Source organism: Pseudomonas sp. FR229a, assembly GCF_030209115.1.
GTDB classification, from domain to species: Bacteria; Pseudomonadota; Gammaproteobacteria; order Pseudomonadales; family Pseudomonadaceae; genus Aquipseudomonas; species Aquipseudomonas moraviensis_A.
Genome location: NZ_JARVSP010000001.1, coordinates 251,518 through 273,097, shown reverse-complemented (window position 1 = coordinate 273,097; position 21,580 = coordinate 251,518). Strand labels below are relative to the sequence as shown.

The 21,580-nt window shown below is 59.5% G+C and carries 23 protein-coding genes; 12 read left to right on the top strand and 11 right to left on the bottom strand.

From position 1 onward, the window contains the following. The first annotated feature begins 47 nt into the window (after positions 1 to 47). Positions 48 to 962 carry a flagellar protein MotY gene (locus QRN33_RS01155; RefSeq protein WP_064365091.1) on the top strand — a complete coding sequence of 305 codons (915 nt, stop codon included), beginning with the start codon at positions 48 to 50 and terminating at the stop codon, positions 960 to 962. 129 nt (positions 963 to 1,091) lie between these two features. Beyond that, positions 1,092 to 2,309 (top strand): argininosuccinate synthase, encoded by a 1,218-nt coding sequence (locus QRN33_RS01150; RefSeq protein ID WP_011335737.1) that lies wholly within the window; start codon positions 1,092 to 1,094, stop codon positions 2,307 to 2,309. A 122-nt stretch (positions 2,310 to 2,431) separates the two neighbouring features. Here the strand turns inward: QRN33_RS01150 and QRN33_RS01145 are convergent, their stop codons facing one another. Continuing rightward, positions 2,432 to 3,142 carry a hypothetical protein gene (locus QRN33_RS01145; protein ID WP_285406230.1) on the bottom strand — a complete coding sequence of 237 codons (711 nt, stop codon included), beginning with the start codon at positions 3,140 to 3,142 and terminating at the stop codon, positions 2,432 to 2,434. Between the two features lie 463 nt (positions 3,143 to 3,605). Here QRN33_RS01145 and QRN33_RS01140 point away from each other — a divergent pair, with 463 nt between their 5' ends. Beyond that, the gene (locus QRN33_RS01140; RefSeq protein WP_064365088.1) at positions 3,606 to 4,232 is read left to right on the top strand and encodes a response regulator transcription factor; all 627 of its coding nucleotides are present in this window, start codon (positions 3,606 to 3,608) and stop codon (positions 4,230 to 4,232) included. 88 nt (positions 4,233 to 4,320) lie between these two features. Here QRN33_RS01140 and QRN33_RS01135 read toward each other — a convergent pair whose 3' ends face one another. From QRN33_RS01135 to metG, 8 genes are all read right to left on the bottom strand, one after another. Then, positions 4,321 to 4,497, bottom strand: a complete 177-nt coding sequence (locus tag QRN33_RS01135) for a PA3496 family putative envelope integrity protein (RefSeq protein WP_285406225.1) — start codon at positions 4,495 to 4,497, stop codon at positions 4,321 to 4,323. Positions 4,498 to 4,604: 107 nt separating this feature from the next. Continuing rightward, positions 4,605 to 5,243 carry an endonuclease III gene (gene nth / locus QRN33_RS01130; protein WP_016773410.1) on the bottom strand — a complete coding sequence of 213 codons (639 nt, stop codon included), beginning with the start codon at positions 5,241 to 5,243 and terminating at the stop codon, positions 4,605 to 4,607. After that, positions 5,240 to 5,812, bottom strand: coding sequence for an Rnf-Nqr domain containing protein (locus QRN33_RS01125; RefSeq protein ID WP_285406221.1), 573 nt, complete (start codon positions 5,810 to 5,812; stop codon positions 5,240 to 5,242). The genes nth and QRN33_RS01125 overlap by 4 nt, the downstream gene beginning before the upstream one ends. Beyond that, positions 5,809 to 6,414 carry an RnfABCDGE type electron transport complex subunit G gene (locus QRN33_RS01120; RefSeq protein WP_042607361.1) on the bottom strand — a complete coding sequence of 202 codons (606 nt, stop codon included), beginning with the start codon at positions 6,412 to 6,414 and terminating at the stop codon, positions 5,809 to 5,811. Before QRN33_RS01120 ends, QRN33_RS01125 begins: the two co-directional genes overlap by 4 nt. Then, positions 6,411 to 7,394, bottom strand: coding sequence for an RnfABCDGE type electron transport complex subunit D (locus QRN33_RS01115; RefSeq protein WP_285406216.1), 984 nt, complete (start codon positions 7,392 to 7,394; stop codon positions 6,411 to 6,413). Before QRN33_RS01115 ends, QRN33_RS01120 begins: the two co-directional genes overlap by 4 nt. Next, positions 7,381 to 8,385 (bottom strand): electron transport complex subunit RsxB, encoded by a 1,005-nt coding sequence (gene rsxB / locus QRN33_RS01110; protein WP_285406214.1) that lies wholly within the window; start codon positions 8,383 to 8,385, stop codon positions 7,381 to 7,383. The genes QRN33_RS01115 and rsxB overlap by 14 nt, the downstream gene beginning before the upstream one ends. Continuing rightward, positions 8,382 to 8,951: an Rnf-Nqr domain containing protein gene (locus QRN33_RS01105; RefSeq protein WP_285406211.1), complete on the bottom strand. Its 570-nt coding sequence runs from the start codon at positions 8,949 to 8,951 to the stop codon at positions 8,382 to 8,384. Before QRN33_RS01105 ends, rsxB begins: the two co-directional genes overlap by 4 nt. Before the next feature lie 113 nt (positions 8,952 to 9,064). After that, the gene (gene metG / locus QRN33_RS01100) at positions 9,065 to 11,116 is read right to left on the bottom strand and encodes a methionine--tRNA ligase (protein WP_285406209.1); all 2,052 of its coding nucleotides are present in this window, start codon (positions 11,114 to 11,116) and stop codon (positions 9,065 to 9,067) included. A 152-nt stretch (positions 11,117 to 11,268) separates the two neighbouring features. Here metG and apbC point away from each other — a divergent pair, with 152 nt between their 5' ends. Next, positions 11,269 to 12,363, top strand: a complete 1,095-nt coding sequence (gene apbC / locus QRN33_RS01095) for an iron-sulfur cluster carrier protein ApbC (RefSeq protein ID WP_064365081.1) — start codon at positions 11,269 to 11,271, stop codon at positions 12,361 to 12,363. A gap of 131 nt (positions 12,364 to 12,494) precedes the next feature. On the opposite strand, the gene QRN33_RS01090 is transcribed toward apbC, so the two are convergent. Beyond that, a complete protein-coding gene (locus tag QRN33_RS01090; RefSeq protein WP_065616672.1) occupies positions 12,495 to 13,253 on the bottom strand; it encodes an SDR family oxidoreductase in 759 nt (252 codons plus the stop codon). A gap of 164 nt (positions 13,254 to 13,417) precedes the next feature. Here QRN33_RS01090 and QRN33_RS01085 point away from each other — a divergent pair, with 164 nt between their 5' ends. The 4 genes from QRN33_RS01085 (at position 13,418) to groL (ending at position 16,941) form a co-directional block, all read left to right on the top strand. Then, positions 13,418 to 14,143 carry a HugZ family pyridoxamine 5'-phosphate oxidase gene (locus QRN33_RS01085; protein WP_285406205.1) on the top strand — a complete coding sequence of 242 codons (726 nt, stop codon included), beginning with the start codon at positions 13,418 to 13,420 and terminating at the stop codon, positions 14,141 to 14,143. 71 nt (positions 14,144 to 14,214) lie between these two features. Beyond that, the gene (locus tag QRN33_RS01080) at positions 14,215 to 14,691 is read left to right on the top strand and encodes an FxsA family protein (protein ID WP_016773418.1); all 477 of its coding nucleotides are present in this window, start codon (positions 14,215 to 14,217) and stop codon (positions 14,689 to 14,691) included. Positions 14,692 to 14,950: 259 nt separating this feature from the next. After that, complete coding sequence (locus QRN33_RS01075; RefSeq protein WP_007916610.1) at positions 14,951 to 15,244, top strand: co-chaperone GroES; 294 nt, start codon at positions 14,951 to 14,953, stop codon at positions 15,242 to 15,244. A gap of 50 nt (positions 15,245 to 15,294) precedes the next feature. Then, entirely contained in the window at positions 15,295 to 16,941 is a 1,647-nt protein-coding gene (groL, locus tag QRN33_RS01070) for a chaperonin GroEL (RefSeq protein ID WP_016773419.1), read from the top strand. A 189-nt stretch (positions 16,942 to 17,130) separates the two neighbouring features. On the opposite strand, the gene QRN33_RS01065 is transcribed toward groL, so the two are convergent. Then, complete coding sequence (locus tag QRN33_RS01065; protein WP_083353479.1) at positions 17,131 to 17,874, bottom strand: phosphatase PAP2 family protein; 744 nt, start codon at positions 17,872 to 17,874, stop codon at positions 17,131 to 17,133. 209 nt (positions 17,875 to 18,083) lie between these two features. Between QRN33_RS01065 and colR the strand changes: the two genes are divergently transcribed. From colR to QRN33_RS01045, 4 genes are all read left to right on the top strand, one after another. Next, complete coding sequence (gene colR / locus QRN33_RS01060; RefSeq protein ID WP_016773421.1) at positions 18,084 to 18,767, top strand: two-component system response regulator ColR; 684 nt, start codon at positions 18,084 to 18,086, stop codon at positions 18,765 to 18,767. Then, complete coding sequence (locus tag QRN33_RS01055) at positions 18,757 to 20,040, top strand: sensor histidine kinase (RefSeq protein WP_042607353.1); 1,284 nt, start codon at positions 18,757 to 18,759, stop codon at positions 20,038 to 20,040. The genes colR and QRN33_RS01055 overlap by 11 nt, the downstream gene beginning before the upstream one ends. 151 nt (positions 20,041 to 20,191) lie before the next feature. Further along, the gene (locus QRN33_RS01050; RefSeq protein ID WP_042607352.1) at positions 20,192 to 20,860 is read left to right on the top strand and encodes a class I SAM-dependent methyltransferase; all 669 of its coding nucleotides are present in this window, start codon (positions 20,192 to 20,194) and stop codon (positions 20,858 to 20,860) included. 3 nt (positions 20,861 to 20,863) lie between these two features. After that, a complete protein-coding gene (locus QRN33_RS01045; protein WP_042607351.1) occupies positions 20,864 to 21,580 on the top strand; it encodes a lipopolysaccharide kinase InaA family protein in 717 nt (238 codons plus the stop codon).

The following is a 21,580-nucleotide window of genomic DNA, read 5'->3' as shown; positions in this document are numbered from 1 at the left end:
CATTGTGTGAATCGGTGTTTGTGTTTCACAAGCCAATGGAGCCTCCCGTGCGCCAGCGTTATTTAGCCCTGCTCAGTGTGTTTGCCAGCCTCCCCGCGATGGCGCTGACCTACCAGACCCGTCTGGAGAACATTGAGTGGACGGTCGCCGGCGACCAGTTCGAATGCCGCCTGACCCAGCCGATCACCGATTTCGGCTCGGGCGAGTTCGTGCGCAAGGCCGGTGAGCAGGCGATCTTTCGTCTGAACGCCTACAACGCCATGCTTGGCGGCGGTTCGGCAACCTTGCTCGCGGCGGCTGCACCGTGGCAGCCGGGGCGTGGCGACATCAATCTGGGCTCGGTGCGCCTGGGCAGTGGCAACGTGTTGTTCAACAGCTCGCAATCGCAGGCCGGTGGGTTGATCAGCGGCCTGCTGGACGGCCGCAGCCCGGTGGTACGCCGTGCTTCTGGCGATGGCCGCGTCTCCGAAGTGCGCCTGTTGCCGGTGAAATTCAGCAAGGCGTTCAACGATTACCAGACCTGTGTGGCGAAGTTGCTGCCGCAGAATTTCGACCAGATCAAACAGTCGCAGATCGGCTTCCCCGGCGAAGGCGTTGATCTGGACCCGGCTGCCAAGGCCAAACTGCAGGTGATGCTCGATTACATGAAGGCCGATCCGACGGTGAACCACATCGAACTCGATGGCCATTCCGACAACAGCGGCAATCGCCTGACCAACCGCGAACTGTCGCGCCGCCGGGCGCTGGCGGTGGTTGATTTCTTCAAGGCCAACGGCATCCAGGAATCGCAGATCACCGTGCGTTTCCACGGCGAGCAGTATCCGATCGTGCCGAACACCAGCAAGGCCAATCGTGCGAAGAATCGTCGGGTCAACGTGAAATTGTCGCGTGTGGCACCGACCACAGCCCCTGCGCCAGCACCGCAAGCGAGTACGCCAGCCACCGCCGCAACGACTTCCTGACTCACCGGTCATCGTCGCGCTCTCGACAGATTCTGTCGCTTTGTCGTCTTAAGCTGTCGCGCCTCTGTAAATTATCGCGTTTGAGCGGTAGACTCCCCGGCTTTCCGTAGAACCCCGTGGAGTGATGGCATGGCGGACGTAAACAAGGTCGTTCTGGCGTATTCCGGCGGCCTGGACACTTCGGTGATCCTCAAGTGGCTGCAGGATACTTATAACTGTGAAGTGGTGACATTCACCGCCGATCTCGGTCAAGGCGAAGAGGTCGAGCCGGCCCGCGCCAAGGCTCAGGCCATGGGCGTCAAAGAAATCTACATCGACGACCTGCGCGAAGAGTTCGTGCGTGATTTCGTGTTCCCGATGTTCCGCGCCAACACCGTTTACGAAGGCGAGTACCTGCTGGGCACATCCATCGCCCGTCCGCTGATCGCCAAGCGTCTGATCGAAATCGCCAACGAAACCGGCGCCGACGCCATTTCCCACGGCGCCACCGGCAAGGGCAACGACCAGGTGCGTTTCGAACTGGGCGCCTACGCGCTCAAGCCAGGCGTTAAAGTGATTGCGCCATGGCGCGAGTGGGACCTGTTGTCCCGCGAGAAGCTGATGGACTACGCCGAGAAGCACGCGATCCCGATCGAACGCCACGGCAAGAAAAAATCCCCGTACTCGATGGACGCCAACCTGCTGCACATTTCTTACGAGGGCGGCGTGCTGGAGGATACCTGGACCGAGCACGAAGAAGACATGTGGCGTTGGACAGTCTCCCCGGAGAAGGCTCCCGACACCCCGCAATATCTGGAACTGACCTACCGCAACGGCGATATCGTCGCGCTGGACGGCGTCGAAATGACCCCGGCCACCGTACTGGCGACGCTGAACAGGATCGGCGGGGAACACGGCATCGGTCGTCTGGACATCGTCGAAAACCGTTACGTGGGCATGAAGTCCCGTGGCTGCTACGAGACCCCGGGCGGCACCATCATGCTGCGCGCTCACCGCGCCATCGAATCGATCACTCTGGACCGCGAAGTCGCTCACCTCAAGGACGAGTTGATGCCGAAGTACGCCAGCCTGATCTACACCGGCTACTGGTGGAGCCCTGAGCGTCTGATGCTGCAGCAGATGATCGACGCTTCGCAGGTCAACGTGAACGGTGTGGTGCGCCTCAAACTGTATAAAGGCAACGTGATCGTCACCGGGCGCAAGTCCGACGATTCGCTGTTCGACGCCAATATCGCGACCTTCGAAGAAGACGGCGGCGCCTACAACCAGGCGGACGCGGCGGGCTTCATCAAGCTCAACGCCTTGCGCATGCGCATTGCTGCCAACAAGGGCCGCAAGTTGTTCTGATCGATTCAGAACGACGCGCAATAAAAAAGGCGGCCTGTTCGGGGCCGCCTTTTTTTTGGAATTTTTGTCTGATTCATCAGGCTGGTCTCTCGTCTGTGCGCGTGCGGCGCATGACTCATCTGTCAGCTTGTTCTTCCCAACAACGTGACTGTCTGTGAGCACAGGTTGTAAACGATACACAGCGTCGCACCTGAGCCTTTCTTCGCTTGCCGGATCTGCTGCAATGCGGTGTGAGCCAGCGAGTCCGACACATGGTTGGACAAAAACACCAGCACGCGCGGGTGTTTTTTATCGGTTCTGCGCAAAGTCTCGAGAATCGCATCGAATTCCCTCGATGCATCAATATCCCGCGTGTCGATGATGTTCAGTTCGCTGATCAAGGGTGACAACTTGATGGTCTGTACAACCGGACTGGGTGGGTCGCCCATATCGGCTGGCGGATCTGGTGAGTTGTGTATTCGGCATGGCCGTTGAAACCTGCCATCACCCGTTTTACCCACGATGCTGCTGGTTATTTCGAAAGCGCACGGTGCGCCTGTCTCGTGCGGCGGTCCGTTTCGTTTGTTGACGCGCTCATGCTGCTCTGTTGCCCTTAAAAAGCTTTTGTCTTTGCCAAAATCCGAGGGTGAGTAGAGCGAGCGGTGGTTGAAGTTGAGGGTAATAAAAAAAAGAAACAACAAGTAGAAGGGAAAACTGATCAGAAACCAGACGTAGATTTCCCGATCCTTATTGTCAAGGAATGGCAGTGAGACGGCAGCCGATGTTTCCGAAATAATCGCAAATATTGCGATGACCGTCATTGGGTTGGTTATCTTTTTTTTTATCTTGAGCATTGTCTTGAGTTCGATAGGGTTGTTTGGAAGGTTGTATTTCTATTTATAGCAAAAGCAAGAATTTAAGTATGCGGCTGTTGTTTCAAGTTTTAAATTCCCGCTCAAGCACAGGGTGCTCTAAAGGATTCAGGCGCTACTGCGTAATGTTTCCATGATGAATGCCGCATTAGTACCGCCAGAGTTCCAGTGCTCCATGCCTCCCCGCTACTGAGGGCGGGCGTCGACAAGTCCGTTAACGGTTGGCGTAGGGCGCTGTCGCCATGGAATTGAAAATCCTCACACCGGGGTGAAGGAATTAGCCGAATAAACAGCGCATCGAGGCTCGATTTGTGGGAATTATCCTCAATGCCTGTAGGGAATGTCTCTCGATGCAAGTGCGTGTAAAAGTTGTTATGCGATCGAGCAAGTGACTGGGATATCGTGCGTGTTCTAAAAATTCGAACAGCGAAAACTGGACTTGCCCATGAATAAAGTGCTGATCGTGGATGACCACCCCGTCATTCGACTTGCGGTACGTATGCTGATGGAACGGCATGGCTACGAAGTCATTGCAGAAACGGATAATGGCGTTGATGCACTACAAATTGCTCGCGAACAAATGCCGGATCTTGTCATTCTGGATATCGGAATACCCAAACTCGACGGGCTGGAAGTTATTGCACGCCTGACGTCCACCGTGATGCCGGTGAAAGTTCTGGTGCTGACTTCCCAGGCGCCCGGACACTTTTCAATGCGTTGCATGCAATCGGGCGCAGCAGGTTATGTGTGCAAGCAACAGGATCTGACCGAATTGCTGAGTGCAATCAAAGCAGTGCTCTCGGGATACAGTTACTTTCCCAACCAGGCCCTGCACACCGTGCGAACCAGTCTGGGCAATGCGAGTGAAGCGGACATGGTCGATCGCCTGTCCGGTCGGGAAATGATGGTGTTGCAACAGTTGGCGCGCGGCAAGACCAACAAGGAAATCGCCGATGGCATGTTTCTGAGCAACAAGACAGTGAGCACTTACAAGACTCGCCTGTTACTGAAACTCAATGCCCGCTCTCTGGTTGATCTGATCGAGCTGGCGCAGCGCAATGGCCTGGTCTGAACGATTCGACAGCTGAGACCGTCATGGGCCGATCAAGCTCAGTTGCCGCATAAAATGAAAAGCCTCCGTCAAGGGAGGCCTTCAGATATCAGAAATCAAAATCGTAGTCGGCCAATTGCCTTTGCAGTCGGCGCTCCTCAAGCAGGTTGTCGATTGTGCGACGCTTGCTGAGGTTGGTCTTGGCCACTTCAACCACCGGTTCGACCTCATCGGTATCGGTGGAAATATGCTCTTCTACATCCAGTTGCTCTGTGTCGGTACTCATGAAGTCAACTCCCGGCTAAGACTGCCTTTGGCGCTCCTTATATCGACATTACTGCGGCGGGTAAAAAAGATTTTTTCAATCGATGGATGCAAAAAACTGATGGCGGATCAATCGTCGGAAGTTTTGTGTTTGTATTCGCACAGATCTTCGATGCGGCAGCTGCCGCAGCGCGGTTTGCGCGCCAGGCACACATAACGGCCGTGCAGAATCAGCCAATGGTGCGAGTCCAGCAGGAATTCTTTCGGTACAAACTTCATCAACTTCATTTCAACTTCGACCACGTTTTTCCCCGGCGCGATGCCGGTGCGGTTGCTGACGCGGAAAATGTGCGTGTCGACCGCCATGGTCAGTTGACGGAAAGCCGTGTTGAGTACCACGTTGGCAGTCTTGCGCCCGACGCCCGGCAAGGCTTCCAGTTCCTCACGGGTCTGCGGGACCTCGCCGCCATGGCGTTCTACCAGCAGGCGACAGGTTTCGATGACGTTTTTCGCCTTGCTGTTGTAGAGGCCGATCGTCTTGATGTATTCCGACAGCCCCTCGACGCCCAGTGCGTGAATCGCGGCGGGTGTGTTGGCGACGGGGAAGAGTTTGGCAGTGGCCTTGTTGACCCCCACATCGGTGGACTGCGCCGAAAGAATTACCGCAATCAGCAACTCGAAGGGCGAAGAATAGGCCAGTTCGGTTTTCGGCTCGGGATTGTCTTCGTGCAGGCGGCGAAATATCTCAAGACGTTTTGCAGCATTCATGGGCGATGCGTTTCCTTGGTGACAGAGTTGCGGCGTGTCCACGCCTGACGAATGGCGAGAAGCACGCCCAGTAAAACAAAAGCGCCGGGAACCAGCGTAATCAGATGCAGCCCTTCGGGAAATAAAACCAGACCTTGCCAATGTGCCGTCAGTCCTCGGCCAAGGGTGCCGTGACCGATAATCTCCCGCAGCCCGCCGAACAACAGCATTAGCGCGCCGAATAGGGCGCAGCGTTTGACGCGGGCAGCGACGGGCTCGCCAAAGAAGCCGTGGTACTCAAGCACGACGCAGTACAAGGCGATCAACCCTATATAGAGCTCGGTTTTCTGCTGCCATGGCAAAAACCAGCGTTGCGCGGCGAGATCCGCGCAACTGGTCAATGTCGCGGCGACGATCAGGCTGATCAGCAACGCGCTCATGCCCTTCACACGCCTGCGCAACGGCGACATGCAGACAGCAAAAACGCCGAGCACAGCGCCGAGCATTATGGTCATCCCCAGCGCCGCGTCCAACGTGGGTGTGGCACCCAGGAGCGGCACCAGCATCAATAAACTCACCGTGTGTTTCATGGGCCAGCCCCCAACAGCCGCTCCCGATGCTCATCGAAATAGCGCAGTGCGTCATGAATTGCATGGAGGGTGGCACGGGAGGTGATGGTCGCGCCGGCGATCTGATCGAATTGCCCTTGATCCTTTTTCAGCGCCCAACCGGGGTCTGTCGGTTCATTGCGAGATTTACCGGTGAAACGCTGCAGCCAAGCATTCGGCCATTCACCAAGGTAGCCACCCAATCCCGGCGTTTCGCGCTGCTCCAGGGTTTTCACACCAAGGAGTCTGCCGTTGGCATCGATGGCGATCAGCAGTTCGAGCGTGCCTGCGTAACCCTCACTGCGACTGCGCAACAGCACGGCTACCGTTTGTCCGGATCGCATCGCCCGATAGCCGCCCGACAAAATGCTATGGCGCAACGTCACCTTGCCGAGGGCTAGCGGCCGTTCCAGCGGTTGATTGTCGTAATACCCGGCAGGAAGCACATCGAGCAGTTTGCGGCTGTCGAGCAAGCGTTGCTCGGCGCTGATCTGCGGCGCGCTGCTGCGTTGCAGCAGGTAGGTCGCGCTGACGCCGCCGAGTGCGAGCAGCACAACCGTCACAACACTGGCCGAGCGGTTCATGCGCTCACCGGCGGCTGACGCCTGGCGGCGAAGCGCTCCAGTGCCGGTACCAGAAGATTCATCAGCAATACCGCGAACGCGACGCCGTCGGGGTAACCACCCCACGTGCGAATCAGATAAGTCAGCAGGCCGACGCCGATGCCGAACAACAGGCGGGCGAGGGGGCTTTTTGCACCGGAGACCGGTTCGGTGACGATAAAGAATGCACCGAGCATCGTGGCGCCGCTGAGCAGGTGAAACAGCGGCGAGCCATGGGAATCCGACCCCGAGCCGTTCCAGCACAACAGGCTGATGACGAACAGACTGGCAAGCATGCCCACCGGCGCGTGCCAGGAAAAGACCTTCCGCTGCAACAGGAACAGGCCGCCGAGCAGGAACGCCAGATTCACCCACTCCACACCGCGCCCGCCAAAACGGCCGAAGGCCGGATTGCCGGCGAACAGCTCATCCATGGTCAGGCTTTTATTGATGCGCAAGCTGTCCAGTGCCGTGGCCTGCACCCAGGCGTCCGGCGCTGGTGCTGTATTGAAAACCTGTTGCAGCGCTGAAAGGAAATCAAGGCCATGACCCGGCCAGTGCGTCATCGCTTGCGGGAACAGCGCGATGCTCAAGGCAAAGCCAAGCATGGCCGGGTTGAACGGGTTCTTGCCGACGCCGCCATACAGGTGCTTGCCGAACAACAAACCCGAGGCGGTTGCGGTGACCGTCAGCCACCAAGGGCAATAAGCGGGCAGCGCAACGGCCAGCAACATCGCGCTGACCAGAGCACTGCCATCGAGCAACGCAGGTTGCAGCGCTTGCCGACGCAGACGGGCAACGCCAGCCTCGACGAGCAAAGCGCTGACAACCGCCAGCAGCAGGTTGATCAACACGCCCCAGCCATACAGCCAGAACAAAGCAAGCAGCCCCGGCAGAGCTGCGAGCAGCACGCTATTCATCGCCTGTTGCAGGCGAGCGTCCGCTGCCTCAAGGGGCGGCATGGTCTTGCACCCGGCGCTCGGCATCGGTCACGGCGTGTTCCAGTGCGGCGATCTGCTCCGGCGCAGCCTCCGCGGCCTGGGCCTTTTTCAATTCGGCGCGGCGCATGGCCAACTGAATCTTCGCCCGCTTCAACTCTGCGTCGTTGCTCGGGGCAGGGACGGCGGGAATAGCCGGTTGACTGCTTTCCAGCTTCGCCAGTGCTTGCTCGGCGACTTCGAATTGTTGCTGCAGCACGATCAATTGCGCCTGCTGCTCGAACGTCGGCGGATGACCAAAGGCTTTCAGGGATTTGTGCAGCTGCGCACGACTCATCGCCACATCGACCTTGGCCTTCTTCAGTGCCGCATCAGCGTTCGCCGCTTTTTGCGCACGCACCCGTTCAAGGGCGGCCTGCACCGGGTCGGCGGTGGAAACTTGCGGCTGTGCCGCACGCTCGGCGCGCGCCTCACGTTCGGCCTGTTTTTGCTGTTCTTCACGCAGCAGGCGCTGGTTGCGGCGCTCGAAACGCTGGCGCGCATGGTCACGCTTTTCAGCGCGGGCGCGCTGTTCTTCGAGATCGAATGCGAGACCGCCAACCACCGGGATCGTGTTCGCAGGCAGAGGATGCATTTCGATGCAATCGACCGGGCACGGCGCGACGCACAGGTCACAACCGGTGCATTCGTCGATCAGCACCGTGTGCATCAGTTTTGCCGCGCCGACGATGGCGTCGACCGGGCAGGCCTGAATGCACTTGGTGCAGCCGATGCATTCGGCCTCGCGGATGAACGCCACCTGCGGCGGTGCCGGGCCCCGGCTGATGTCCAGTTCCAGCACCGGTATTTTCAACAGCTCGGCGAGGGCAGCGATGGTTTCCTCGCCGCCCGGCGGGCACTTGTTGATCGGCTCGCCATCAACGATGCCTTGCGCATAGGGTTTGCATCCGGGATGGCCGCACTTGCCGCATTGGGTCTGCGGCAGCAGGGCATCGATGCGTTGAATCAGACTCATGTTTTGATCAATCCACTGAATCCGAGAAAAATCACTGCGATCAGTCCGGCGCTGATCAGGTCGATCGGCAGGCCGCGAAAGGGCAGGGGAATATAGTTGGCGGCCGTGCGTTCACGCAGGTCGCAGAACACGCTCAGCACCAGCCAGAAACCCAGCCCTGCACCCAAACTCAAAGCTGTCGCGTGCAGCAGGCCATGATCGTTTTGCGCATTGATCAAGGCCAGCCCGAGTACCCCGGCATTGCCGAGCAACAGTGGCCACAAGCCCTCGAAGGGCCAATCCGGCAGCCCGTGCGCCAGCAGTTTCAGCAGCGGGGCGATCAATAACACACTCAGCGGCAGGAACACGAACAGACGCAGCGCTTCAAGCTGCAGTGGCACCAGCATCCACTGCCAGATCGCCTGACCGATGACGCCGACGATCATCATCAGGCCCAACGTCGCCAACCCCAGCGCATGCACTTGCCGTCGGCTACCCGCCAGCAGCGGAGCGACGCCCAGCGGCCAGTGCAACACGAAGTTGTTGAGCAGCGCAGCACTGATCAGCGTTAACACGAGTTCGGTCATGGTTCTGCCAGCGAAACGGGCGGGTATCCATAAGGTTAGGCACTATCCGGCCGGATATGAAAAATCCCACCGGCATGCGGGGCACGTCGGTGGGATCGTTTTACGGCAACGTCTTACTTGATGCGCTGACCCGGCTTGGCGCCGCTGTCCGGACTCAGCAGGTAGATCTCTTCACCGCCGGGACCTGCAGCCATCACCATGCCCTCGGAAATACCGAATTTCATTTTCCGTGGCTTGAGGTTGGCGATCATCATGGTCAGGCGACCGTCGAGTTTCGACGGATCCGGGTAAGCGCTCTTGATCCCGGAGAACACATTGCGTTGCTCGTCACCGATATCGAGGGTCAGGCGCAGCAGTTTGTCGGCGCCCTCCACGTGTTCGGCCTTGACGATCAGCGCGACGCGCAGGTCGATGGCGGCGAACGCGTCGAAATCGATTTCCGGCGACAGCGGATCCTTGGCCAGCTCGCCGTTGCCCGCCGGCTTGGCTTCGCCGGTGTCGGTCTGGCTGGCGGTCAGGTCTTCTTTCGAGGCGTCGGTCATGGCTTGCACTTTTACCGGGTCGATGCGGGTCATCAACGGTTTGAATTCGTTCAGCTGATGGTTGGCCAGCAGCGTGGTGTGGTCGTTCCAGGTCAGCGGCGCGACGTTGAGGAACGCCTCGGCATCGGCGGCCAGCAGCGGCAGCACCGGTTTGAGGAAGATCACCAACTGGCGGAACAGGTTGATGCCGGTGGCGCAGATTGCCTGGACTTCATCCTGCTTGCCTTCCTGCTTGTTCAGCGACCACGGTGCCTTGTCGGCGATCCACGCGTTGGCGCGGTCGGCCAGGGCCATGGTTTCACGCATGGCACGGGCGAAGTCGCGGGCTTCATAGGCGTCGGCAATGCTCGGCGCAGCGGCGAGGAAGGCCTCGGTCAGTTCCGGGGCGGCATTGTTGTCGACCAGCAGGCCAGCGTTGCCCTTGTGAATGAAACCGGCGCAACGGCTGGCGATGTTGACCACTTTGCCGACCAGGTCGGAGTTGACCTTTTGCACGAAGTCTTCGAGGTTCAGGTCGAGGTCATCGACGCCACGGCCGAGTTTGGCTGCGTAGTAATAGCGCAGGTATTCCGGCGACAGGTGATCGAGATAGGTGCGGGCCTTGATGAAGGTGCCGCGCGACTTCGACATTTTCTGGCCGTTGACGGTCAGGTAGCCGTGCACGTTGATGCCGGTCGGCTTGCGGAAGCCGGCGCCTTCGAGCATCGCTGGCCAGAACAGCGCGTGGAAATTGACGATGTCCTTGCCGATGAAGTGATACAGCTCGGCGGTCGAGTCCTTGCCCCAGAACGCGTCGAAGTCAAGCGCAGGCGTACGGTCGCAGAGGTTCTTGAAACTCGCCATGTAGCCGATCGGCGCATCCAGCCAGACGTAGAAATACTTGCCCGGCTCGCCCGGAATCTCGAAACCGAAGTACGGCGCATCGCGGGAGATGTCCCACTGTTGCAGGCCGGCGTCCAGCCATTCGGCGATTTTGTTGGCCACGGCGTCCTGCAGGGTGCCGCTGCGAGTCCAGGCCTGGAGCATGTCCTGGAAATCCGGCAGCTTGAAGAAGAAGTGCTGGGAATCCTTGAGCACCGGGGTGGCGCCGGAGATCGCCGACTTCGGATCCTTCAGGTCGGTCGGAGCGTAGGTCGCGCCGCATTTTTCGCAGTTGTCGCCGTACTGGTCTTCGGTGCCACACTTCGGGCAGGTGCCCTTGATGAAGCGGTCGGCCAGGAACATTTTCTTTTCCGGGTCGAAATACTGGGTGATCGAGCGCTGGTCGATGTGCCCGGCGTCACGCAGCTTGAGGTAGATCTGGCTCGACAGCTCACGGTTTTCTTCGGCGTGAGTGGAGTGGAAGTTGTCGAAATCAACCAGGAAATCGGCAAAGTCGGCGCTGTGTTCAGCCTGCACGTTGGCGATCAGTTGTTCCGGGGTGATGCCTTCCTTTTCCGCGCGCAGCATAATCGCCGAACCGTGGGCGTCGTCGGCGCAGACATAGATGCATTGGTTGCCGCGATGCTTCTGGAAGCGCACCCACATATCGGTCTGGATGTATTCCAGCATGTGGCCAAGGTGGATCGAACCGTTGGCGTAGGGCAGGGCGCTGGTGACGAGGATCTTGCGTGGCTCGGACATGGGGCTTCGCTACTTGATGAAACGGAGGTCGGCCACTATAAAGCGCCGGCAAAGATATTTCACCCCTGCAAATGGTTGCCGGGCATGCCGTCTGGAGGGCAGAAGGGGTAGGATAGCCGCCATCCTTTCCAGTCTTGTTATCGGAGTTGCCCATGAGCGCCGTCACTCGCGCAGCGGTGGAAGCCGTCCTCAGCCAATACACCGACCCTTACCTGAACCAGGACCCGCTCAGCGCCGGTTGCGTGAAAAACATCGAGATCATCGGTGACCGCGTCAATGTGCAGATGGAAATCGGCTATGCCGCGGGGCTGTTCAAGAGCGGTTGGGCGCAGATGCTGCAACTGGCAATCGAAAATCTCGACGGCGTCACGGCAGCGAAAGTCGAGGTCACCAGCGTGATCGCCGCGCACAAGGCCCAGGCGCAGATTCCGGGGCTGGCCAACGTCAAGAACGTCGTCGCTGTCGCTTCCGGCAAGGGCGGCGTGGGCAAATCCACCACTGCCGCCAACCTCGCACTGGCACTGGCCCGCGAAGGCGCCAAGGTCGGCATCCTCGACGCCGATATCTACGGCCCGAGCCAGGGCATCATGTTCGGCATCCCCGAGCGCACCCGCCCGGAAATCAAGGATCAGAAGTGGTTCGTGCCGCTCAAGGCCCACGGTGTGGAAGTCATGTCGATGGCATTCCTGACCGACGACAACACGCCGATGGTCTGGCGCGGGCCGATGGTTTCCGGGGCGCTGCTGCAATTGGTCACGCAGACTGCGTGGGGCGATCTGGATTACCTGGTCATCGACATGCCACCAGGCACCGGCGACATCCAGCTGACCCTGGCGCAGAAAGTCCCGGTGGCGGGCGCGGTGATCGTCACCACGCCGCAGGATCTGGCGCTGCTCGATGCACGCAAAGGCGTGGAAATGTTCCGCAAGGTCAACATTCCGGTGCTGGGCGTGGTGGAAAACATGGCCGTGCACATCTGCTCGAACTGCGGGCATGCCGAGCATCTGTTCGGTGAAGGTGGCGGTGAGAAACTGGCCACCCAGTACGGCGTCGAACTGCTGGCCTCGCTGCCGCTGTCGATGCTGATCCGCGAACAGGCCGACGGCGGCAAGCCAACCGTGATCGCCGAGCCGGACAGCCAGATCGCCATGGTCTATCAGGAACTGGCCCGCCACGTCGGCGCGCGCATTGTGTTGCAGGAAGCCGTTACGCCGGCGATGCCGAATATCACCATCAGCGACGATTGATCAATTCGCAACACCGATAACCCTGTAGGAGTGAGCCTGCTCGCGATTGCGGTCGTTCATTCAACGCATCTGTTGAATGTTAATCCGCTATCGCGAGCAGGCTCACTCCTACAGTGGTTTTGTGGTGGGACTTAGATACGCAACCCGCCATCCATCTCCAGAATCCGCCCGGTGTAATAGTCGTTCTCGAAGATATACGCCGCCGAATGGGCGATCTCTTCCGGCTTGCCCATGCGCTTGAGCGGAATACCCGAGGTCATCTTCTCCAGCGCTTCCGGTTTCATGCCCAGGGTCATCTCGGTTTCGATGAAGCCCGGCGCAATGCCCGCGACGCGAATGCCGTAACGCGCCAGCTCTTTTGCCCAGGTCACGGTCGCCGCCGCTACGCCAGCCTTGGCTGCCGAGTAGTTGGTCTGGCCGACGTTACCCGCGCGGGAGATCGACGAAATATTGATGATCGCGCCGCTGTTCTTCAGCTCGACCATCTTCGCCGCGACTTCACGGGTGCAGAGGAACACGCCGGTCAGGTTGACGTCGATCACCGCCTGCCACTGGGCGAGGCTCATCTTGCTCATCTCGCCGTCCTTGACCTTCAGCAGCAGACCATCGCGCAGGATCCCGGCGTTGTTGATCAAGCCGTGGATGGCGCCGAAGTCTTCGGCCACTTGCGCGACCATGTGCTCGACCTGTTCTTCATTGGCGACGTTGCACAGGTAGCTGCGCGCGTCGACACCCTTGGCTTTGCAGGCGGCCACGGCGTCGTCGAGTTTTTCCTGATTCAGATCGACCAGGGCCAGTTTCGCGCCCTTGCCGGCGAAATACTCGGCCATGGAGCGGCCCAAACCCTGGCAACCGCCGGTGATAATGATTACTTTGTCGTTGAGTTGCATTCGCATGTCCCGCTGGCAGGTCTGAGTTGTTTTTGTTGTCGGCAACGCTCGATCGGCATCGGTCCGGGGCTGGTTGCACAAGAACATTTGCCCGATGCGCGCCGGTTACTTTTCGCTGCGCGCCTGTCCGTTTTCTAGACGGAACCTATTTAAGGAGTCACAAATTGAGCGCTGAAGTGGCGAAGAATGCCCGAGAATTGCTTCTCAAGGAATACCGTGGAGTGCTGTCGACCCATTCCAGATCGATGCCCGGTTTTCCCTTCGGCTCGGTTGTGCCGTATTGTCTGGACGAGCAGGGCCGGCCGCTGATTCTGATCAGCCGCATCGCCCAGCACACCCACAACCTGCAGAAGGATCCGAAGTGCTCGATGCTGGTGGGCGAGCGCGAGGCCGACGATGTGCAGGCGGTCGGGCGTCTGACCTATCTGGCGCAAGCGCAGAAGCTCGAAGACCCGGCAGCCATCGAGGCCGCCGCCGAACGTTATTACCGCTATTTCCCCGACTCGCAGAATTATCACCAGGCTCATGATTTCGATTTCTGGGTGCTCGAGCCGGTGCGCCATCGCTATATCGGCGGGTTTGGCGCGATCCACTGGGTCGACCATCTGACCCTGGCCAACCCGTTCGCCGGCAAGGCGGAAATCAGCATGGTCGAGCACATGAACAGCGACCACGCCAAAGCCATCGCCCATTACGTCGCGCTGGCGGGGCTGCCGAACAGCGAGCCGGCGCAACTGGCCGGCATCGACAGCGAAGGCATGCACCTGCGCATCGGTCAGGCGCTGTACTGGTTATCCTTCGCGGCGCCATGTAACACGCCGACACAAGTGCGCGAGGCCTTGGTTTCATTGGCTCACGCCGAGGTCTGGCCAAAAAAACCGGATTCTTAAGGTTGAATTCACGCAAGGGCGACGTCATCTAAGGCTTACTGCAAGGCATTTCTTGCGTTGAGGAAACTTTGATGCGCCCTTTTCTGTTGCTCTTTCTGCTGTTTCCAGTGCTGGAGCTGTTCGTATTCGTCAAAGTGGCAGGCTCTATCGGGTTTTTCCCGGCCCTGCTGCTGATCATTCTCGGCTCGATGTTCGGTGTGTTCGTACTGCGCGTCGCCGGTCTGGCCACCGCATTGCGTGCCCGGGAAAGCCTGAACCGCGGCGAATTGCCCGCGCAGACCATGCTCGAAGGCCTGATGCTGGCGCTGGCCGGCGGCCTGTTGATCATCCCGGGCTTCATCAGTGATGTGGTCGGTCTGGTGATGCTGTTGCCGGTCACCCGCCGTCTGCTGGCAAACAAGATGCGCCAGCGCGCCGAAGACCAGGCCATGCGCCAGCGCGCCTTCGCCGACGACCTGCAACCCCGTGGCGGCCCGGCACCGCGCGAGCCGCTGGGACGAGAGCCGAATGTGATCGAAGGCGAGTTCGAGCACCGCGACAACAAGTGACATCAGCATCGACACGGCACCTGCGGGTGCCGTGCTTGTTTATGGCTGTTATTTACCGTGTCTGGATGAAAAATTTTTTCCGCCAGCCCTTGTAATCGGCTTGTACGCCCCTATGTATCGGTCACCGAAAGGTTTCCGGTATTTGAACCGGACAGACTTCCGCGGTTCGCTCGACGAATCGCGACCGGCGCAGGCCGGATTTGTTAAACCCGCCGGGACTACACCGGCCGATGAAAACCACAATTAGGAGAGATCGACAATGAAGCTTCGTCCTCTGCATGACCGCGTCGTTATCCGTCGCAGCGAAGAAGAAAAGAAAACCGCTGGCGGTATCGTCCTGCCAGGTTCGGCTGCTGAAAAAGCCAACCACGGTGTGATTCTCGCTGTAGGCCCGGGCAAAGCTCTGGAAAACGGTGAAGTGCGTGCACTGTCCGTGAAGGAAGGCGACAAGGTTGTGTTCGGTCCCTACTCCGGCAGCAACACTGTGAAAGTCGATGGCGAAGACCTGCTGGTAATGAGCGAGAACGAAATTCTCGCGGTTATCGAAGGCTGATACTCCCGTTCATTTTCCCGTTACTACAAAGTATTTAAGGAATATCGATCATGGCTGCTAAAGAAGTTAAGTTCGGCGATGCCGCCCGCACCAAGATGCTCAAAGGCGTCAACGTTCTGGCTGACGCGGTAAAAGCGACCCTGGGCCCGAAAGGCCGTAACGTGGTTATCGAGAAGAGCTTCGGCGCTCCGACCATCACCAAGGACGGCGTTTCCGTCGCCAAAGAAATCGAACTGGATGACCGCTTCGAAAACATGGGCGCGCAGCTGGTCAAAGACGTTGCCTCCCGTGCCAACGATGACGCTGGTGACGGTACTACCACCGCTACCGTTCTGGCTCAGTCGATCGTCAACGAAGGCCTGAAAGCCGTCGCTGCCGGCATGAACCCGATGGACCTCAAGCGCGGCATCGACAAGGCGACCATCGCCATTGTCAAAGAGCTCAAAGCCCTGTCCAAGCCATGCGCTGACTTCAAGGCCATCGCTCAGGTAGGCACCATCTCGGCCAACTCCGACAACTCCATCGGCGACATCATTGCCGAAGCCATGGAAAAAGTCGGTAAAGAAGGCGTGATCACCGTTGAAGAAGGCTCGGGCCTGGAAAACGAACTGTCGGTTGTAGAAGGCATGCAGTTCGACCGTGGCTACCTGTCGCCATACTTCGTCAACAAGCCGGACACCATGGTTGCCGAGCTCGACGGCCCGCTGATCCTGCTGGTCGACAAGAAGATCTCGAACATCCGCGAAATGCTGCCAGTGCTGGAAGCCGTTGCCAAAGCCGGCCGTCCACTGCTGATCGTGGCCGAAGACGTTGAAGGCGAAGCCCTGGCGACTCTGGTTGTGAACAACATGCGTGGCATCGTCAAAGTCGCTGCCGTCAAGGCACCGGGCTTCGGCGACCGTCGCAAGGCCATGCTGCAGGACATCGCTGTTCTGACCGGCGGTACCGTGATCTCCGAAGAGATCGGTCTGAGCCTGGAAAGCACCACCCTGGAGCACCTGGGTAACGCCAAGCGCGTGACCCTGTCCAAGGAAAACACCATCATCGTTGACGGTGCTGGCGTACAGGCAGACATCGAAGGCCGTATCGCTCAGATCCGCGCCCAGGTTGCCGAAACGTCCTCGGACTACGACCGTGAAAAACTGCAAGAGCGTCTGGCCAAGCTGTCCGGCGGCGTTGCAGTGATCAAGGTTGGCGCTGGTTCCGAAGTTGAAATGAAAGAGAAGAAAGCCCGCGTTGAAGACGCCCTGCACGCAACCCGCGCAGCCGTTGAAGAAGGCGTGGTACCTGGCGGTGGCGTGGCGCTGATCCGTGCTCTGGAAGCACTGACCGAGCTGACCGGCGACAACGCTGACCAGAACGTCGGTATCGCTGTGCTGCGTCGCGCTGTTGAAGCGCCGCTGCGTCAGATCGCTGCCAACTCCGGTGACGAGCCAAGCGTAGTCGTCAACGAAGTGAAGAACGGCAAAGGTAACTTCGGTTACAACGCTGCTTCCGGCGAATACGGCGACATGATCGAGATGGGCATCCTGGACCCAACCAAGGTAACCCGTTCGGCTCTGCAAGCCGCAGCTTCGATCGGCGGTCTGATCCTGACCACCGAAGCAGCTGTTGCCGACGCACCGAAGAAAGAAGGTGCAGCGGGCGGCGGCATGCCAGACATGGGCGGCATGGGTGGCATGGGCGGCATGATGTAAGCCAGCCCTGGCCCTGTAACGCAAAACCCCGCTGGCGAAAGTCAGCGGGGTTTTTTATTGCCCGAATTCCGGAGTTGCACCGCCCCCTGTAGGAGTGAGCCTGCTCGCGATAGCGGTATGTCAGTCACTGGCTATTTGAATGACACACCGCTATCGCGAGCAGGCTCACTCCTACATTGGATTTGTATTTCAGGCGTTGATTGGCTGCGGATTCAAAACCGTCGAAGTCTTGCCTGCCGGGCGATAAAGCACCCAGTAATAGGCCCCCAGACAAATCAGCCAGCAGAAGATCGCCGTCCATACGTTGTGCGAAAAGAAGTGCGCGCCCTGCATCATGCGGCTGATCGAGAACACCGAGCCCAGCGCGAAGGCAAATACAAACGCCAGCCGTGCCAGCCGGGGACGGCGGTCGCGCAGCACGAAGAACAACGCAAACAAGGTAAACCCGGTCGCCGCATGGCCACCCGGCCAGCAACGTCCGGGCTTGTCGGTGGCGGGACGATGCTCCATCAGTTTGCTGTAGGTTTCGTGGCCGCCGAATTGCTCCAGACTCCATGGGCACTGCACCGCGGTAACGGCTTTGACCGGAGTGACGAACGAAGTGGCCAGTCCCAGCGATAGCACCAGACAGCCCAATTCACGCTTGAACGGTTTCAGCCGTTCGATGAAAAACGCGCCGATGAAACCGAGGATGGCAAATACCGAGAAGCCGATCACCACCTGTTTCGCCCGGTCATGCAGGATGTCTTCGAGAAAATAGCTGTGCCGCCCGATGAAATCACCGGCGACCGGGTCGTAGAACATTCGCGCCAGAACCATGTCCAGATCGGTCAGTTCCAGCAACAGCAGAATGATCGCCGCCGCTGCGGGAATGCCCAGACACAACCACCCGTTCAGTGGTCTTGAAGCGGGAAGGGCAGAGGTCGACACCATGGCAGATTCCTTGGTCGATGAAGGGAGTGGAGAGAGCGAGATCGCGCGGAGTCTGCGCGCGGTGGCGTTGGCGATTCGTTAATCGAAAGTGAAAAAAACGTCGGGTAGCGCAATGCGCGGGTTTATCCAACGGCCCCTAGCCCTGAGCCACACTTGGCCGTAAGCTGCGCGGGCCAAGACGGCCATTACCCCGTTCGGAGGAGGTGCCCATGCGAATTCTGCTGGTCGAAGACAACCGTGACATCCTGGCCAATCTGGCCGATTACCTGGGCATGAAAGGCTATACCGTCGATTGCGCCCAGGATGGTCTGTCCGGTCTGCATCTGGCGGCAACCGAGCATTACGACCTGATCGTGCTCGACATCATGCTGCCCGGCATCGACGGCTACACCTTGTGCAAACGCCTGCGTGAAGATGCCCGGCGCGACACTCCGGTGATCATGCTCACTGCGCGCGATCAACTCGACGATCGGCTGCAGGGCTTCAAGTCCGGTGCCGACGATTACCTGATCAAACCGTTCGCCCTGTCCGAACTGGCGGCGCGCGTCGAAGCGGTCATGCGCCGTGCTCAGGGCGGCGGTCGCCGCGCGTTGCAGGTCGGTGATCTGAGTTACGACCTCGACACCCTGGAAGTGACCCGTGAAGGCAAGCTGCTCAAGCTCAACCCGGTCGGCCTCAAGTTGCTCGCGGTGCTGATGCAGAAGAGCCCGCACGTCCTGCGTCGGGAGATTCTCGAAGAAGCGCTATGGGGCGACGACTGCCCGGACAGCGACAGCCTGCGCAGCCATGTTCACCAGTTGCGCCAGGTGATCGACAAGCCATTCGCCAAGCCACTGCTGCACACCGTGCACGGTGTCGGTTATCGCTTGGCCGAGGGCCGAGATGGAGTTTAAGCAGAGCCTTTCCCAGCGGATCATCATCGCCTTTGCGCTGATGAGCGCACTGGTGGCCGGCGCTTTCGCCATGGGCATCGTGGCGACGGTGCACCTGGTGGAAGAGAAACTGATTTCCGCAGGGCTGGGCGGCGACCTGCAACGCCTGCTGCTGATGGACAACGTCTCGGACTGGAGCCATCGCCCGGAGCCGGATCAGCTGTTCTATTTCAGCGGCGGGCCCGGGGATTTCGAGCTGCCCAAGGATTTGCGTCATCTCGATGCAGGTTTCCACGAAGTGTTTCGCGAGCAGCTGTCCTATCACGCCATGGTCGAAGTGGTCGATGGCCGGCGCTACGTGCTCCTGCAGGATCAGAGCGATTTCGAAGAGCGCGAGCGCGTGCTGTTCGCCGTGGTGCTGGTGGGCTTCGTGCTCAGTCTGGCGCTGGCGGTGTTTCTCGGCTGGGTGCTCGCGCGCAAGGTGATGGCGCCGGTGGTGCGGCTGGCCCGGCAGGTGCGCCATCGCGATCAGTTGCTCGGCCTGGCGCCACCCCTGGCACCGGATTACGCCGCGGATGAAGTCGGTGAACTGGCAGTGGCGTTCGATGCCACGCTGGGCCGGTTGCGTCAGGCGTTGACCCGCGAGCGGCTGTTCACCAGCGACGTCAGCCATGAATTGCGCACGCCGCTGATGGTCCTCGCCAGTTCCTGCGAACTGCTGTTGGAAAACCCCGGCATCGATCAGCGCGGTCGCGCCCAGGTCGAGCGTATCGCCCGCGCGAGTGAGGAAATGCGCGAGCTGGTGCAGACCTTCCTGACGCTGGCGCGCGCGCAGAACGAAGAGGCCGGGGCCGCGCCGCAGCAGAACCTCACGCAAGTGGCCGAAAGCCTGCTGTGCCTGTGGCGCGAGCCGATCGAGCGCAAGGGCCTGACGCTGATGTTCGAGGCAGGCAACCCTCCAGACACCCGTTACAACGCGACCTTGCTCAACGCGGTGATGGGCAATTTGCTGCGCAATGCACTGCATTACACCGAGCAGGGTTTCATTCGCCTGACCCTCACCGCCAACGGCTTCGCCGTCGAGGACTCGGGCGTGGGCATTCCCGAGGAAAAACGCGAGGCGATGTTCGAGCCATTTGTGCGCGGCAGCGAGAAGCGGGGCGAGGGTCTGGGCCTGGGGTTATCGCTGGTGCAGCGCATCTGCGAAAACCAGGGCTGGACGGTCAGCCTGAGCACAATGGAGCCCAATGGCTGCCGATTCGAGGTAGATCTTGGCGTGAATGCAGGCAAATAGTGTCTCGAGCCTACTCCCGCCCACCTGTCTAAATCCTGTATAACGTTGTAATACTTTGCAGATTTACCTGACAGAATTTTCACAATTGGATGACCTGACGCTGACACGTCGCTGCCTAAGGTGACGTCATCAGAACTCAGGAGTCCAGACGATGGCCGGCCCGATCAAGCTCGATTTTTCCGAAAAGTACGACGACCAACACGCACAACGCTACCTGCGCAAGCACAAGGAGAGCCTTGGCCGCCGCCTGTCGCACTGGCGCGACGAGCAATTGGGGCGCAAGGCCCTGGCGCTGGCGGGGGATCCCGGGCTGGTGCTGGACCTGCCCTGCGGTGCAGGGCGCTTCTGGCCGATGCTCGCGGAAAAGCCCAATCGGGTAATTATCGGTGCGGACAATTCCGAGTCGATGATCAATACGGCGCTGCAAGGTCAGCCGGCCGAGGTGGTCAAGCGCGTACAACCGCTGCACACCTCGGCGTTCGATATTGCGCTGCCGGATAACGCGGTCGACAGCATCTTCTGCATGCGCCTTCTTCACCATATCGGTGAAGCCGAGCACCGCAAGGTGATCCTGCGTGAATTCGAGCGGGTCACCCGTGACAGCGTGATTGTTTCATTGTGGGTCGACGGCAACTTCAAAGCCTGGAAGCGCAAACGTGCTGAGCTGGACCGGCCAAATCGCGATTACCAGAATCGCTTTCTGATTCCGGCAACGACGATCGAGAAAGAATTTGAACAGGCGGGTTTCCGCATTCAGGAACAACTGGACTTTATACCGCTCTATGCGATGTGGCGGGTTTACGTATTACGCAAGAGGTAGAGGATGGCAGTGCAAGCAGCGGTTGGAGCGGGTGTCGCTCCACAGGATGGTTTCGATTATTACTGGGCCCAGCGCGGCGAATGGGTTGAAGAGCCCAACGTGCGCCGCGGCGGTGAAAGTGGTGTGCAGCGTATCGTCGGCCGTGACGGCCAGTTGCTGTACGCCAAGCGCCAGACCGGGCACATCTATCGCAGCTGGTTGCACCCGTTCGGTCGCCCGACCGTATTGCGTGAACTCGATGCACTGACCGGCGTGAGCAAGCTCGGTGTGCGGGTTCCGCAGATCGTTTTTTGCGGCGCTCAACCGGATCCGCAGCACAAGTGGCGGGCCCTGCTTGTCACCAGATCGCTCGACGGCTTTCAGGAACTGGAACACTGGCTGGCCGCTGCTGGTGGCCGCGATCAATGTGGCGACGTGGTTTACGAGCGTGTCCTCAAGGACCTCGCCGAGAACCTGGCGCGCATGCACAAGGGTCGCTGGCAGCACAGCTGCATCTACATCAAGCACGTGTTCGTGCGGGTGATCGGTGAAGGCGAAGCGGCGCAGGTTGAAGTGGCGCTGATCGATCTGGAGAAGTGCCGCCAGCGCCTGACCGCCTATCGCGCCGCGCAGCATGACATGAAGCAGCTGCGTCGCCATTCGTCGTTCCGCGATGCCGACTGGAAAAAACTCGTCTACTTTTATGAGACGGCGTTTGGCAGCGCTATCAAAGGTTTATAG